The sequence below is a fragment of the Rhizobium sp. OAE497 genome, from assembly GCF_040546565.1.
Classification (GTDB): domain Bacteria; phylum Pseudomonadota; class Alphaproteobacteria; order Rhizobiales; family Rhizobiaceae; genus Rhizobium.
Window position 1 is genome coordinate 296,180 of the sequence record NZ_JBEPOA010000001.1, and the last position, 13,734, is coordinate 309,913.

Below are 13,734 nucleotides of genomic sequence, written 5' to 3' on the forward strand. Positions count from 1 at the left end.
TGCGGGCACTGGCCAAACAAGTCTCAGCCGCGACATCTAGCCGATGATTTCGACACAGAAATCGATGAAGGCGCGTACCTTGGCCGGCACATGATGGCGGGACGGATAGAAGCAATGCACCGGGAAGGTCTCGTCCGGCCAATCCGGATAGAGATCGACCAGCTGCCCGCTGTCCAGATAGGGCTTCATGCCGAGCGAGAAAACCTGGGCAATGCCGATCCCGGCAAGGCAAGTCGCGAGCGTCGTGCCGGCATCGTTGACGAGGACGCGGCCGCGCGTCTCGATCGGCACCACCTTCTTGCCGCGCCTGAGCTCCCATTCGAAAGGCCTGCCGGTCAGCGGGTCCTGATACTGGATGCAGGTGTGATCGGCGAGATCGGCCGGCAGCTTCGGTGTGCCATGTTTCGCGAGATAGGAGGGCGCTGCGACCGTAATCACCCGTGTGCGAAACAGCTGGCGGGCAATCAGCGAACTCTTCGCCGGGATCTCCCCGAAACGCACCGCCACGTCCATGCCGTCGGCCACGAGATCGCCGATCTCATTGCGCGTCACCACCTCGATCTGCAGGTCGGGATAGCGGTCGAGAAAGAGGCCGAGCCTCGGCGCCAGGATCAGCCTGGAGAAATACGGATCGACATTGATCCGCAGCCGCCCGCGCACCGCCTGCGTCGTTCCGGCAGCATAGGCGGCCGCTTCCTCGATACCGCCAAGCAGCGGCACCACCTGCTCGTAGAAGCGCGCGCCGTCATCGGTCAGCCGCAATGACCGCGTCGTCCGATCGAGCAGGCGTACGCCGATCCGGCTCTCAAGGCGCGCCACCGCCCGGCTGACCCCCGATGCCGTCAGCCCCAGCGCCTCGGCCGCCCGCGCGAAACTGCCGCTCTCGACCACGGCAGCCAGCACGCTGACTCCATTCAGCAATCGCCCGTCAAACATCATTTCATTCCTGATTTTCAGTCATGAATTATCTGACAAAAGCGCAATTCAGTCAAAGGCGGCTTTGGCGCATCTTTTGGCCATCGCGGCACAGGCCGCTGTCAGAAGGAGCTCGAACATGTTTGCTGTAACCGGAATAACAGGCCAGGTCGGCGCCGTCGTCGGGGAGAAGCTGCTGGAGCGCGGATTGCCCGTTCGCGCTGTCATGCGCAATGCCGAGAAAGCAGGAAGCTGGCGCGAACGCGGTGCCGAGATAGCCATCGCCGAGATGACGGATGCAGCGGCGCTTGCCGATGCCTTTGCCGGAGCGGAAGCCGTTTTCCTGCTGATCCCGCCGGCCTTCGATCCGGCACCGGGCTTTGCGCAGGCAAAGATCATCATCGAAGCCTTGAAGACAGCTCTGATGAAGGCGGCGCCAAAGAAGGTCGTCTGCCTGTCCACGATCGGCGCTCAGGCAAAGGAAGAAAATCTGCTGACGCAACTCGGCCTCGTCGAGCGGGCGCTGTCCGAGCTGCCCATGCCGGTCGCCTTTCTGCGCGCCGGCTGGTTCATGGAAAACTCGGTGTGGGATATCGCCCCGGCGCGCGACGGCGTGATGCCGAGCTTCCTGCAGCCGCTGGATAAGCCCGTTCCAATGGTGGGCGTTCGCGATGTCGGCGCCGTTGCTGCCGAGATGCTGCAGGAGGACTGGACCGGCAAGCGCATCGTCGAACTCGAAGGTCCCTACCGCATCACGCCGCTGCAAATGGCCGAAGCCTTTGCCACGGTGCTTGGCCGTCCGGTGCAAGCCGAGACGATCGAGCGGGATGCGTGGGAAGCCCTGTTCCGCAGCCAGGGCATGCAAAACCCCGGACCCCGCATGCGCATGCTCGATGGCTTCAATGAAGGCTGGATCGAGTTCGAGGGCGGCGAAGCCGGATCGCGCAAGGGCGAGATCAAGTTCGAAACCGCCATCCGCGAGCTGGTCGAACTTAACTGATGAAAAGGCCGCGGCGTCAACGGCGCCGCGGCCTCTTGCATGTCAGAGATTGCTCATCCCGCCATCGATGATCAGTTCGCTGCCGACGATATAGGCGGCTTCATCCGATGCCAGGAAGATGATGGTCTTGGCGACCTCCGAGGGATCGCCGAAGCGTCCGGTGGGGATCTGGCTCTGGATATGCGAGGTCATCGCCTTGGACTCGGCTTCCGAGCTGCCGAGCTTGCTGTAGAGAGGCGTGGCGATCGGGCCGGGGCTGACGGCGTTGACGCGGATGCCGCGGCCGATGAGTTCGCCGGACAGCGTCTTTGCCAGTGTCAGCAACGCACCCTTGGTCAGCGAGTAGACGCTGGAATTGGGCATGCCGATATGGGCGTTGATAGACGTGTTCAGCACGATCGCCGCGCCCTTCGCAAAAAGCGGCAGCAGCGCCTGGATCAGGAAGAACGGTCCCTTCACATTGATGGCAATCGACTTGTCGAAAGCCGCTTCCGTCCATTGTTCAAGCGGGCCGAACTCGGCAATACCGGCATTGACGAAGAGAATGTCGAGATGGCCGAAGGCATTCTTGATGGCATCGGCGACAGCTTTCTGGCCATCGGCATTGCCTGCATCGGCCTGGATGACCAGCGCCTTCTCACCCAATTCCTTGCGGGCGTTTTCGACGCTCGCGGCGCTGCTGCCGGTGATGGCGACACGGGCGCCTTCGGCGATGAACTGGCGGGCGGTCTCAAGGCCGATGCCGCTGGTGCCGCCGGTGATGAGGGCGGTCTTGTTTGCAAGGCGTGACATGATGATGGTCCTTTGGGTGGGGGCTGACGCGCCGGATATTCATACGAAAATGGAAGGCGCGACCATCCCTTCTTTCGAAGAATGCGGATGATCGCGCCCGTTCGTCAGGTGCGGGTGATCGATGCGCCGCCATCGACGAGCGAGGCAGTACCGGTCACGAAGCTCGAATCGTCGGAAGCGAGGTAGAGAACCGAGCGGGCAAGCTCTTCCGGCGTGGCGACGCGCTTCAGCGCATGCAGGTTGGTGACGAAGCCCTTCTTGTCAGGCGTGTCGTTCATTTCGCGATACATGTCCGTATCGACCGCGCCCGGCAGCACCGCATTGACGCGCACATTCTGCGGGCCGAATTCGGCGGCAAGCGCCTGAGTCAGGCCGATCAGGCCGGACTTGCTGGCGGCATAAGCGGCGACACCCGGGAAGGCGAAGCTGTAGCCGACGAAGGTCGAGGTGAAGATCACCGAGCCACCGCCATGCTTGACCATTTCGGCGACCTGATGCTTGGCTGCCAGGAACGAGGCCGTCAGGTTGATCGTCAGCGTGTCGGCAAAGCCGGCTTCGGAAACCTCGGTGCTGGGGCCGGCCTCGCCGAGCGTACCGGCATTGTTGAAGGCGATGTCGAGCTTGCCGTAATTGGCAACGGCGGCAGCGACCAGCGCCTTGTGATAATCTTCCGAGCGGACGTCACCGGCAACGGCAACGGCTTCGCCACCGTCGGCCTTGATCTCGGCGACGAGGCTTTCGAGTTCAGCCTGGCGGCGGGCGCCGACGACAACCTTTGCGCCTTCGGCGGCAAAGAGCTTTGCCGTCGAGCGGCCGATACCGGAGCTAGCGCCGGTGACGATTGCGACTTTGTTGTTCAGGCGGTTCATTGTTCGATCTCCTTGTTGCGGGGTGTTGTGCCCCTTCGATGAGTGGAAGATGGCATTTTCTTTTCGTTCGGATTAGTCTCCAAGTAGTGGAACTCGAATTCGGAAATACCGAACGATGATCAGGATTGAGGGGATCGCGGCTTTCGTCGCGGTGGTGGAGGCAGGATCGGTCAGCGAGGCGGCCAGACGCCTGCGATTGTCGAAGTCGGTGGTCAGCGAAAGGCTCGCCGAGCTGGAGAAAACCCTCGGCGGCACGCTGCTCCACCGCACGACCCGCAAACTGACACTGACGGAGGATGGGACGGCCTTTCTGGAGCGGGCGCTCCGCATCATTCACGAGATCGATGAAGCCTCGGCTTCCATGGCCGAACGCCGTGGCACACTTGCCGGGCCGCTGCGGATTGCTGCCCCTGTTACCTTCGGGCGCATGCATCTCGGCCCCGCCCTCTATCCCTTCCTGGCGGAGCATCCGGAAATAGCACTGACGCTCGATATCGACGACCGACGCGTCGATGCGGCATCGGAAGGCTATGACGCGATCATCCGCAACGGGCCGATCGCCGATTCCCGCCTGGTCGCCTGGAAGCTGGCGCCGAGCCGCCGGATGCTCGTCGCCTCGCCTGCCTATCTTGCGAAAGCCGGCATTCCGCGCACGCTTGCAGGTCTGCAGGAGCATCGCGGCCTCTTCTACACCAACCGCGGCGTCGCCGACTGGCGCTTCCAGACGGTTGACGGCACGGAGGTCGTTCGCGCTCATCTCTCTATGGGCATGAACAACGGCGACATGCTGCGGGATGCCGCAATCGCCGGCCTCGGCATAGCGCTGCTCCCGGCCTTCATCGCCGGACCGGCGATCCGCGAGGGCAGCCTTGCGGAGATCGATGTCGGCGACAAGCCGGAGCCGGAATTCATCTACATGGCGCATCCCGAGGGCCGGAACCCCTCGGCAAAACTGCGCGCCATCGCCGATCACCTCCGCAAGGCCTTCGGCGACCCGCCCTATTGGGAGCGCCGCTAGAGAAGGCTCATCAGGTTTTCCGTCACCGGCGACCGCTGTGTCTTCAAGACGGCGAGCGCCAGCCGCGCCACGGCGGGCGGTCCTTCGATCGGGCGGTAGGCGACGCCATCGAGCTTGATCTGCGCGATCGATTCCGGAACGATCGAGACGCCGAGCTCGGCGGCAACAAGATTGACCACAGAGGAAATCTGCGGCGCTTCCTGTGCGACCGTGAGCTCGAAGCCCGCCTTGCGGCAGGCGAGCACCACATCGTCAAACAGGCTGAGGCCGACCAGCCGCGGAAAGAGGATGAACGGCTCGGTTGCCAGCAACGCCAGCGGCAGCGTTTCGCGCTTTGCCAGCGGATGGCTTGCGGGCAGGGCAACGACCATCGGCTCGTCAGCCAGCCGCTTCAGCCGCACGCCGGGCGGATCGTCGAGGCTCGGCCGCATGAAGGTGGCGTCGAGTTCGCCGCGATGCAGTTTTTCCATCAGTGACAGCGTATTGAGCTCCGTCAACGACAACCGCACATCCGGCCACCGCGCCTGAAAACGCCGGATCGTGGCGCTGACAACAGGGTTGAAGGCCGAGGACGCCGTGAAGCCGAGCGCCAGGCGCCCCGTCTCGCCGCGATTGGCGCGCTGTGCCGCAAGCTTCGCCTTTTCTGCGGAGGCGAGCGACGCCTTGGCTTCGCTGAGAAATGCCTCACCCGCCGCCGTCAGTTCCGCACCATGCGGCACGCGGTGGAAGAGCGCCGCGCCGATCTCCGCCTCCAGATCGCGGATCTGCTGGCTGAGCGGCGGTTGCCCGATGCCGAGCTTCGCCGCCGCCCGCGTGAAATTCGCCTCTTCGGCAACGGCGAGAAAGTAGCGAATGTGCCGAAGCTCCATGCCCGGTATCTCCAAAACCTATCGAGAATGACAGTTCCATATATTGGACAAATTGAGCCTCGCTGGCTAGATCAGGGATGAAAGGCGCCTGACATGCCCAAGACAGCAGCAAGAATGAGCGATATTTCCCCGATCGAGGTGACGGAAGCGCCGCCCGCCAAGCAATATCTGACGCGCGGCACGCTGCCCTACCGGCGGGCCAGCCTGGCGCTGTTTCTCTCCGGCTTCTCCACCTTCTCGCTGCTCTACTGCGTCCAGCCGCTGCTGCCGGTCTTCGCTTCCGACTATGCGGTGAGCCCGGCCCAGAGCTCCCTGGCGCTCTCGTTGTCCACCGGCTTCCTCGCCGTCGCCATCATCTGTGCCGCCGCCGTGTCGGAAGGTCTCGGCCGCCGCAGCCTGATGTCGATTTCGCTGGTTGGTGCCGCAGTGCTGACGATCGCCGCGGCCTTCGCGCCGAACTGGCATGTGCTGCTGATGCTGCGGGCGCTGCTGGGCTTCGTGCTTGGCGGGGTGCCCGCCGTCGCCATGGCCTATCTCGCCGAAGAAATCGATCCAAAGGGCCTCGGTGCCACGATGGGCCTCTATGTCGGCGGAACGGCCTTCGGCGGCATGTCCGGCCGCGTGCTGACGGGCATCTTCGCCGAATACCTGAGCTGGCGTCCCGCCATGGCGCTGATGGGCGTGATCGGCCTCGCCGCCGCCATCGGCTTCATCGTCCTTCTGCCGGCCTCACGCAATTTCATCCGCCGCCCCGGCTTCGATCCGCGCTTTCATCTGAAAGCCTGGGCCGGCCATCTCCAAAATCCGGCGCTGCCCTTCGTCTTTTCGATCGCCTTCCTGGCGATGGGCTCCTTCGTGACGATCTACAACTACGCCGGCTTCCGGCTCGTTGCGTCACCCTATGAACTGACACAGACCGAACTCGGCCTTATCTTCACAGTCTACATGTTCGGCATCGGCGCCTCGTCGATCGGCGGCATCCTGGGTGATCGCTTCGGCCATTTCGCCGTGCTCCTGACCGGCCTTGCCGTCACCGCAGCCGGAAGCGCTCTGACCCTTTCATCGTCGCTGCCTGTCATCATCCTCGGCATCATCGTGTTGACGAGTGGCTTCTTCATGAGCCATTCGATCGCCAGCGGCCTCGTCGGCAAGCTGGCGAAGGGCACCAAGGGCCACGCCTCCTCGCTCTACATGCTTGCCTACTATGTCGGCTCCAGCGTCATGGGGTCGGCGGGCGGCTGGTTCTTCTCTGCTGAGGGTTGGTCGGCCGTGGTGTTCTTTACCCTCGCCATGCTCCTTTGCGCCTTCGCTTGCGCCTATGGCGCAAGGCGTCTTTCAAAGGCAGCGCGCGTCTAGCAATCGCCATCTGACACAGAGGCCTTGACTGGCACCGCATCGTCCATTATTTAACTGAAAAGTTAATTAACTTAGTGGATAAATAATGGACCGCTTGAGCGCGACCTTTTCGGCACTGGCCGATCCGACACGGCGGGCAATCCTCGCCCGGCTCGCCTCGGGAGAGGCATCCGTATCGGAGCTCGCCGAACCCTTCGACATGTCGCTGGTCGCCGTCTCCAAGCATCTCAAGGTGCTGGAGAATGCCGGGCTCATATCGAAGGGCCGGGAAGCTCAATGGCGGCCCTGCCGGTTGGAGCCGGCATCGCTGCGTGTCGTCGACGACTGGCTTGAGAACTACCGCGTTTTCTGGAGCGAAAGCCTGGACAAGCTCGAAGCCTATGCCGCGAGCCTGAAGAGCAAGGAGGAAAAGAATGGCAAGTGATGTCAGCCCGGCTGTGCGCAGCCGCGAAATCGTACTGGTGCGCGAGATCGATGCCCCGCGCGAACTCGTCTTCCGTCTCTGGACGGAGCCGGAGCACCTGCTGAAATGGTGGGGTCCGCACAATTGCTCGGCGCCATCCGTCTCCGTCGATCTGCGCGAAGGCGGTGCCTGGCGTCACTGCATCCTCGCGCCTGATGGCAAGGAATATTGGAGCCGCGGCCGCTACATCGAGATCACCCCGCCCGAGCGGCTGGTCTTCACTTTCGCCTGGGAGAATTCGGCCGGTCAGCCGGAACACGAGATGCAGGCGATTGTGGAGTTGGAAGATAAGGGCGGCAGGACGAAGCTCACCTTCCGCAAACATCAACTGCCAAGCGACACGGAATTCAAGCTTCAGAGCAGCGGCTGGGCGGAAGCGCTCGATAAGGTGGCGGCCTATGCTGAGGAGCAAGCAGGGAGGAGAGCATCATGAAGAAGACCTATCATGGCAGCTGCCACTGCGGCGAAGTCAGCTACGAAACCGCGCTCGACCTCCAGGCGGGCACCTTTCGCTGCAACTGCTCCGTCTGCAGGAAGAAGCGCAGTTGGCTCGCGGTGGCATCGCCCGAAGACTTCCGCTTGCTCTCAGGCAGGGAAGCGCTTGGCGAATATCAGTTCGCATCCCGTAAGCTGCATCATCTCTTCTGCAGGAATTGCGGCGTCAGCTCCTATGCCTGGGGCGAAAACGAAGCCCTCGGCACGTTCTTCGCTGTCGCCGTCAATTGCCTCGATGACGCCACGGCTGACGAGCTCGTCAACGCCCCCGTCGCCTATGTCGATGGCCTGCATGAGCGCTATGACACGCCGCCGGAGGAGACGCGGCATCTCTGATGCCGCATCAGGAGGTCAATCAAGCCGGATATACGGCACGTCCTTCTTGGCCACCTCATCAAGCGCGTCCTCATAACCCGCATCCGCATAGCGCATGACGCCCAGCGCTGTGTCGTTGGTCAGCGCGTGATCAAGCCGCTCATCGGCATCAACTGTACCGTCGGCAACGACCGTGACCCCGCAGCTCGTCATGTAACCCGCATAGCCGCCGCCGCCGGAGTGGACGACGACGAGATCGGCCATCGAGGAGCACAGCATCATCGCGTCGATGAGCGGCCAGTCGGCGATGGCGTCGGAGCCGTCCTTCATGCGCTCGGTCATGATGTTGGGATGCGCCATCGCACCGGCATCGAGGTGGTCGCGGGAGAAGGCGACGGGTCCCTTGAGCTCGCCGCTCGCGACCAGTTCGTTGACGCGCCGCGCCAGCGCCGTTCGTTCGCCGTGGCCGAGCCAGGCGATGCGCGCCGGCAGGCCCTCGAAGGGCACATGCTCGCGCGCCAGCCGGATCCAGTTGGTGATGATCTTGTTGTCGGGGAACATCTCGAGCAGCAGATCGTCGATCCGGGCGATGTCGCTTTCCTCTCCAGACAACGCCATCCAGCGGAACGGGCCGATAGCGCGTGCAAACAGCGGCCGCAGATAGGCTTCGGTGAAGATCGGGATGTCGAATGCGTTCTGAACGCCGCCTTCCTTCGCCTGCGTGCGGATCAGGTTGCCATTGTCGAAGACCTCGGAGCCCTTCTTCTGGAAGTCTAGCATCGCCGTCACATGCTGGACGATCGAGGCGCGGCTTGCCGCCATCAGCTGGCCCTGGCCGTCGTCGCGCAGTTCCTTCACCTGGGCGATGCTCATGCCCTTGGGCACGTAGCCATAGACGAGATCATGCGCCGAGGTCTGGTCGGTAACGACATCAGGCACGATGCCGCGCCGGGCGATCTCCGGGTAGATTTCCGCCGCGTTGCCGACGAGGCCGACGGACAGCGCGCGCTTTTGCTTCACGGCATCGTCGATCATTTTCAGCGCCGTATCGACGTCGGGCGCGATCTCCTGCAGGTAACCGATCTCCTGGCGCTTCTTCGCCCGCTCGGCATCGATATCGACGCAGAGGATAGCCGCGCCCGCCATGCGGCCGGCCAGCGGCTGTGCGCCACCCATGCCGCCGAGGCCAGCCGTCAGCACGAAACGGCCGGAAAGGTCGCCGCCGAAGCGCCGCTCGGCAATCCGCATGAAGATCTCGTAGGTGCCCTGGATGACGCCCTGGCTGCCGATATATTGCCAGGCGCCGGCCGTCAGGCCGCCCCAGCAGATCAGGCCCTTTCGCTGCAGCTCGTAGAATACCTCAGCCTTCGCCCACTGGCCGACGATGTTGCAGTTGGCCATGATCACCAGCGGCGCCTTGGCATGGGTCTTCACGAGACCGATCGGCTTGCCGGACTGGATCAGCAGCGTCTGATCCTCGTCCATCTCGGTCAGCGCCTTGACGATACCCTTGTGAGCCGCCCAGTTGCGCGCCGCCTTGCCAAGCGCGGCATAGACGATGAGATTGTCGGGGTCTTCGCCGACCGAGAGCACGTTTTCGAGAAGCCGCAGCAGCGCCTCCTGCCGCCAGCCCTTGGCGCGCAGCTCCGGCCCGCCCGGGATCGGAAATTTCGGATGGCGTGGGTTGGCTTTGGGCATCTCGGTGTTCCTCGTTTGATTTCGACTTTCCCTTCTCCCCGCGGGGAGAAGGTGGCCCCGAAGGGGTCGGATGAGGGGGGCAAGTCCTCGGCCTCACTTTCGCTCGGCCGCTCGCGCTTCCGGCGCTCGCCCCCTCATCTGTTGTCCTGACGGACATCTTCTCCCCGCTGGGGAGAAGGGATGCTCAGCTCAAGCCAGCGCCCCCAGCGCATACCGGGCGATCTCGATGCCCATGGCCTTCTCCACCGGCGGGTAGACGGTTGGGTCGAGAACGCTTGCCGAGAGCGGAATGATATCCATCGGCACATGCAGGATGAAGATATGCATACCTGTCTGCAGCTGGCCGACAGAGAGTGGTTCTCCCTCCGGCGACAGCGTGGTGATGACGGATGGGAAGGTCGCGACGCGCTTGCCGTCGGCATCGTCCACCGCCATGTATTCGTTCATCACATGTAGCGTCACCGCATTATCGCCGGCGCCGACGGAGACGGTGCCGATATCGAAGGCTTCGTTCGTGTAGACGACATCCTTTTTGGTGATGATGCCCTCGGTCAGGATATGGCCGCCGGTTGTCTTGCAGATCGCGTCGATGACGGCGGAGCCGCCCTTCTTCTCGGCCGCGATGATCGCCTCGCCAAGCGCCAGCGCCATCGAGATGCCTCCGAGCGCCGCATTCTTGCGCACATAGGAAGCCCGCAGCGGATTGCGGCAGCTTGCAATGAAGCCGCCGGACTGATCCGACGCAGCCCGCAGGATCGGCGAAATCTTCGCCGTCGCGCCCTTCACGACAAGCTCGATATAGCGGTTTTCGGCGCGGTTGCCGCCGACTGCCGTCTGGATCATCTGCTCCGGCGATCCCGCCATGCCGATCGAGCCCATATCGCCGGTTGGATGCGCGCGGATATCGCCGACGGCGTCGACGACCTTGGTGCCGAGAATGGCCGAGGGCAGCCAGCCGTTCAGCGTCGAGGACTTGCCGTTCTGGCCGATGATCAGACCGGAAAGCCTATCGCCAAGCTCGTCCTGCAGCAGCTGCACGGCCTTGACGTAATCGATGCCCTGCATTTCCCAGGGTGTGGTCGAGGCCGGCGCGCCGATGGCGGCGGCAGTCGCGATCCAGTCGTCGTCCTTGAGTTCGTCGATCGAGACGAGTTCCGGCTTGCCGACATTGACGGCCGCATAGCCGAGCATCCGGCCGTGGTCTGCCCAGCCGCCACCGCCAGCCGCATAAACGGACCCGCCCTTGACTGCAGCCTCGACGTCTTTCTCAACGAGTATGCGTCCCATCAAGCCTTCTCCTCGTTCAAGCTCTTGTCCATGTCGCGTACCGCCTCGAACAGAACGGCGGCACCAAGCGCGATGTCGTCATTCTCGGCCCATTCGTCGGCGCAGTGGCTGCGGCCTTCCTTGCAGGGCACGAAGATCATCGCCGCAGGCGCCACCTTGGCGACCCAGGCGGTATCGTGACCGGCGCCCGATGCCATGCGGCGATGCTTGGCGCCGACGGTGTCGCAGGCCTGCTCCAGGATCTTCAGGAGGCGCGGATCGCCGGGCGTCGGATAATTGTCTGAAACGCGGTTCGGCGACTTGATTGTGACGCCCTGCGCGATCGCTAGCTTGATGACATGGGCATCCAGCCACTCGCAGAAGGCTTCCATGTCGCCGCGGATTTCGGCGCGCCCGTCGATCAGCAGCACGACCTTCGAGGGCACGACATTGGCGGCGTTCGGCTCGATGCGGAATTCACCGACAGTCGCGGCAAAATGGCCGGGTGTCTTGGCCCGCTGGGCGGCGGCTTCGCGAATGTCCAGCACCAGCTGCGAGGCGGCGACCAGCGCATCGGCGCGGCCATCCATCGGCGTCGTACCGGCGTGATCGGCGCGGCCCTCGACGGTGATTTCGATGCGGGTGATCCCGGCGATCGCGGTGACGATGCCGACATCCTTCTTTTCGTTTTCCAGGATCGGCCCCTGCTCGATGTGAAGTTCGAGGAAGCCCTTCAGATCAGGACGGCTCTGGGAGAGCAGCGTTGCCGGATCGCCGCCGACTTCGGTGATGCCGTCGGCGAGCGTGCGGTCGCCGTTGGTGCGCGAAAGCCATGCTTCGGGGATCTGGCCGGTCATGCCGCGGCTGCCGATGCAGGAGACACCGAAAATGCTGACTTCTTCGGCCAGGAAGTCGATGATCTCGAGATCATGATCGAGCTGGATGTCCTGGTCCTTCAGCGAGCGGGCCACTTCGAGCGCCGTGATCGTGCCGGCGATGCCGTCGAAGCGGCCGCCGTCAGGCACGGTATCGGAATGCGAGCCGACCATGATCGTGCCGAGACCTGGCTTTGTACCGGCGCGGCGGCCGATCAGGTTGCCCGCGGCATCCATCCGCGTCTCAAGACCGGCTGCCTTCATCCGCGCCTCGATATAGGCGCGTCCTTCCAGGAAGAGCGGCGAGAAGGCGCGGCGCGTCCAGGGATGATCGGGCTCGGTGATCTTTGCCAAGGCGTCGATATCTTCGGCGATACGTCCGGCGTTGACGGGCAGGTTGCGGCTCATGCGGCTTCTCCAGCAATGACATGACGGGGCAGGGGCCGGACGAACTTGCCGTTGCCGGGCTCGGAAAGCACCTTGGCGCCATCGGTTATCTTTTCGCCGCGCAGATAGGCTGCGGAAACGGTCCAGGGCAAGCGGATGCCGTTATAGGGGCTCCAGCCGACGATGTTGTTACCGCTCGCGGCTGCATCGTAGACCATCTCGCGCGGCTCCAGCACGACGATATCGGCGTCCTTGCCGGGTGTCAGCGCACCCTTGATGTGGTTGAGGCGGAAATGCTTTGCGGGATTTTCGGCCATCAGCTTTGCAGCCCAGGTCAGCGAAACGCCGCGCTCCAGCGCGCCTTTCACGAACAGCGGGACCATGGCTTCGAGGCCGGGCACGCCTGAGGAATTGGCAAGCATATCCGGATTGGTTTTGCGGTTTTCCGACCAGCTGACGTGATCGGTTGAAACCAGCCAGACATTGCCCTCGGCGACCTTGCGCCACAGGGTCTCGACTTCGGCGCGCGGGCGGATCGGCGGATTGATCTTCGCCTTGCCGCCGAGGCGCTTCACATCGTTTTCCTCGTCGAGCGTCAGATAGTGGATGCAGCACTCGACGGTGGCTTCGAAGCCATCGCGGCGATAAGCGCGGGCGATGTCATAGCCGCGGCCGAGCGAGCAATGCACCACATGCGACGGGCAGCCGGTATGAGCGCCGGTCTCGAAGATCGTATGCATGGCCAGCAGTTCGGTGATCGGCGGGCGCGACAGGCCATGGGCGCGCCAGTCGGTGATGCCGCTCGCCTTGACCTTCTCCATATAGGTCCGGACCGCCTCGTCATCCTCGTTGTGCACGCCAGCCGTCAGGCCGGTCGGCGCGATCGCGGCGAAGCATTCATCGAGCAGGGCCGGGGGAATACGCGGGAAGCGCTTGGCATCCGTGCCGAAGGTCGAGAATTTGAAGGCGGCAACACCGGCATCCACCATCTCGCGGATACGGACCGCACCTTCCTCGGGATCGACGGTGCCGTAGAGCGCGAAATCGACGCGGGCCTGCGGGCTCGCGTGATCCACCTTCTTCTTTACCGCCGCGGCGGAGCAAACGAGATTGCCTTCGTCATAGGGCATGTCGACGATCGTCGTGACACCGCCGGCCGCGGCCGAACGGGTCGACCAGAGGAAATCTTCCTGGTCCTTCTGCGAGAGCGAATGCGTCTGGGCGTCGATCGCGCCAGGCAGGATCAGCGCCTTGCCAAGCAGATGGCGCTCCTTTGCCGCGGGCGGAACGCCGACGCCGACTTCGGCGATCTTGCCGTCGCGCACTGCGACATAGCCCTGTTCCAGAATGCGCTCGGGCAGGACGACAGTCCCTTGCAGAACGAGATCGAAATCAGCCATGCGGCGCCTCCAGATG

General features: G+C 63.5%; 14 protein-coding genes. 6 read left to right on the plus strand and 8 right to left on the minus strand.

Features of this window, described 5'->3' with window-relative positions; genetic code table 11:
- Positions 1–36: 36 nt before the first annotated feature.
- Positions 37–936, minus strand: coding sequence for a LysR family transcriptional regulator (locus tag ABIE40_RS01505; protein WP_199626021.1), 900 nt, complete (start codon positions 934–936; stop codon positions 37–39).
- 118 nt (positions 937–1,054) lie between these two features.
- Between ABIE40_RS01505 and ABIE40_RS01510 the strand changes: the two genes are divergently transcribed.
- Positions 1,055–1,915, plus strand: a complete 861-nt coding sequence (locus ABIE40_RS01510; protein ID WP_199626022.1) for an NmrA family NAD(P)-binding protein — start codon at positions 1,055–1,057, stop codon at positions 1,913–1,915.
- A 42-nt stretch (positions 1,916–1,957) separates the two neighbouring features.
- On the opposite strand, the gene ABIE40_RS01515 is transcribed toward ABIE40_RS01510, so the two are convergent.
- Positions 1,958–2,707: an SDR family oxidoreductase gene (locus ABIE40_RS01515; protein ID WP_199626023.1), complete on the minus strand. Its 750-nt coding sequence runs from the start codon at positions 2,705–2,707 to the stop codon at positions 1,958–1,960.
- 104 nt (positions 2,708–2,811) lie between these two features.
- Positions 2,812–3,576 (minus strand): SDR family oxidoreductase, encoded by a 765-nt coding sequence (locus ABIE40_RS01520; RefSeq protein ID WP_199626024.1) that lies wholly within the window; start codon positions 3,574–3,576, stop codon positions 2,812–2,814.
- A 115-nt stretch (positions 3,577–3,691) separates the two neighbouring features.
- Here ABIE40_RS01520 and ABIE40_RS01525 point away from each other — a divergent pair, with 115 nt between their 5' ends.
- Complete coding sequence (locus ABIE40_RS01525) at positions 3,692–4,594, plus strand: LysR family transcriptional regulator (protein ID WP_199626025.1); 903 nt, start codon at positions 3,692–3,694, stop codon at positions 4,592–4,594.
- Here the strand turns inward: ABIE40_RS01525 and ABIE40_RS01530 are convergent.
- Positions 4,591–5,463: a LysR family transcriptional regulator gene (locus tag ABIE40_RS01530; RefSeq protein ID WP_130279233.1), complete on the minus strand. Its 873-nt coding sequence runs from the start codon at positions 5,461–5,463 to the stop codon at positions 4,591–4,593. The two genes, ABIE40_RS01525 and ABIE40_RS01530, sit on opposite strands and share 4 nt — an antisense overlap.
- A 114-nt stretch (positions 5,464–5,577) precedes the next feature.
- Here ABIE40_RS01530 and ABIE40_RS01535 point away from each other — a divergent pair, with 114 nt between their 5' ends.
- From ABIE40_RS01535 to ABIE40_RS01550, 4 genes are all read left to right on the plus strand, one after another.
- Complete coding sequence (locus tag ABIE40_RS01535; RefSeq protein WP_199626026.1) at positions 5,578–6,819, plus strand: MFS transporter; 1,242 nt, start codon at positions 5,578–5,580, stop codon at positions 6,817–6,819.
- Positions 6,820–6,904: 85 nt separating this feature from the next.
- The gene (locus ABIE40_RS01540; protein ID WP_112713802.1) at positions 6,905–7,243 is read left to right on the plus strand and encodes an ArsR/SmtB family transcription factor; all 339 of its coding nucleotides are present in this window, start codon (positions 6,905–6,907) and stop codon (positions 7,241–7,243) included.
- A complete protein-coding gene (locus ABIE40_RS01545; protein WP_199626027.1) occupies positions 7,233–7,715 on the plus strand; it encodes an SRPBCC family protein in 483 nt (160 codons plus the stop codon). The genes ABIE40_RS01540 and ABIE40_RS01545 overlap by 11 nt, the downstream gene beginning before the upstream one ends.
- Positions 7,712–8,113, plus strand: coding sequence for a GFA family protein (locus tag ABIE40_RS01550; protein ID WP_199626028.1), 402 nt, complete (start codon positions 7,712–7,714; stop codon positions 8,111–8,113). The genes ABIE40_RS01545 and ABIE40_RS01550 overlap by 4 nt, the downstream gene beginning before the upstream one ends.
- Positions 8,114–8,128: 15 nt before the next feature.
- On the opposite strand, the gene ertB is transcribed toward ABIE40_RS01550, so the two are convergent.
- The 4 genes from ertB to ertD form a co-directional block, all read right to left on the minus strand.
- Positions 8,129–9,790, minus strand: coding sequence for a thiourocanate hydratase (gene ertB / locus ABIE40_RS01555; RefSeq protein ID WP_199626029.1), 1,662 nt, complete (start codon positions 9,788–9,790; stop codon positions 8,129–8,131).
- Positions 9,791–9,979: 189 nt separating this feature from the next.
- On the minus strand, positions 9,980–11,077 hold the full coding sequence (gene ertC / locus ABIE40_RS01560) for a thiohydantoin desulfurase (protein WP_199626030.1): 1,098 nt from the start codon (positions 11,075–11,077) through the stop codon (positions 9,980–9,982).
- Entirely contained in the window at positions 11,077–12,339 is a 1,263-nt protein-coding gene (locus ABIE40_RS01565) for a Zn-dependent hydrolase (protein ID WP_199626031.1), read from the minus strand. Before ABIE40_RS01565 ends, ertC begins: the two co-directional genes overlap by 1 nt.
- Positions 12,336–13,718, minus strand: coding sequence for a hydantoin-5-propionate amidohydrolase (gene ertD, locus ABIE40_RS01570; protein WP_199626032.1), 1,383 nt, complete (start codon positions 13,716–13,718; stop codon positions 12,336–12,338). The genes ABIE40_RS01565 and ertD overlap by 4 nt, the downstream gene beginning before the upstream one ends.
- Between the last annotated feature and the right edge of the window lie 16 nt (positions 13,719–13,734).

Excerpts from the sequence above, each read along its gene's own strand:
- ABIE40_RS01535 (WP_199626026.1), top strand. The coding sequence starts at position 5,578 with ATGAGCGATATTTCCCCGATCGAGGTGACGGAAGCGCCGCCCGCCAAG.
- ABIE40_RS01525 (WP_199626025.1), top strand. The coding sequence starts at position 3,692 with ATGATCAGGATTGAGGGGATCGCGGCTTTCGTCGCGGTGGTGGAGGCA.
- ertB (WP_199626029.1), bottom strand. The coding sequence starts at position 9,790 with ATGCCCAAAGCCAACCCACGCCATCCGAAATTTCCGATCCCGGGCGGG.
- ABIE40_RS01520 (WP_199626024.1), bottom strand. The coding sequence starts at position 3,576 with ATGAACCGCCTGAACAACAAAGTCGCAATCGTCACCGGCGCTAGCTCC.
- ABIE40_RS01510 (WP_199626022.1), top strand. The coding sequence starts at position 1,055 with ATGTTTGCTGTAACCGGAATAACAGGCCAGGTCGGCGCCGTCGTCGGG.
- ABIE40_RS01565 (WP_199626031.1), bottom strand. The coding sequence starts at position 12,339 with ATGAGCCGCAACCTGCCCGTCAACGCCGGACGTATCGCCGAAGATATC.
- ertD (WP_199626032.1), bottom strand. The coding sequence starts at position 13,718 with ATGGCTGATTTCGATCTCGTTCTGCAAGGGACTGTCGTCCTGCCCGAG.
- ABIE40_RS01515 (WP_199626023.1), bottom strand. The coding sequence starts at position 2,707 with ATGTCACGCCTTGCAAACAAGACCGCCCTCATCACCGGCGGCACCAGC.
- ABIE40_RS01550 (WP_199626028.1), top strand. The coding sequence starts at position 7,712 with ATGAAGAAGACCTATCATGGCAGCTGCCACTGCGGCGAAGTCAGCTAC.
- ertC (WP_199626030.1), bottom strand. The coding sequence starts at position 11,077 with ATGGGACGCATACTCGTTGAGAAAGACGTCGAGGCTGCAGTCAAGGGC.
- ABIE40_RS01530 (WP_130279233.1), bottom strand. The coding sequence starts at position 5,463 with ATGGAGCTTCGGCACATTCGCTACTTTCTCGCCGTTGCCGAAGAGGCG.
- ABIE40_RS01540 (WP_112713802.1), top strand. The coding sequence starts at position 6,905 with ATGGACCGCTTGAGCGCGACCTTTTCGGCACTGGCCGATCCGACACGG.
- ABIE40_RS01545 (WP_199626027.1), top strand. The coding sequence starts at position 7,233 with ATGGCAAGTGATGTCAGCCCGGCTGTGCGCAGCCGCGAAATCGTACTG.
- ABIE40_RS01505 (WP_199626021.1), bottom strand. The coding sequence starts at position 936 with ATGTTTGACGGGCGATTGCTGAATGGAGTCAGCGTGCTGGCTGCCGTG.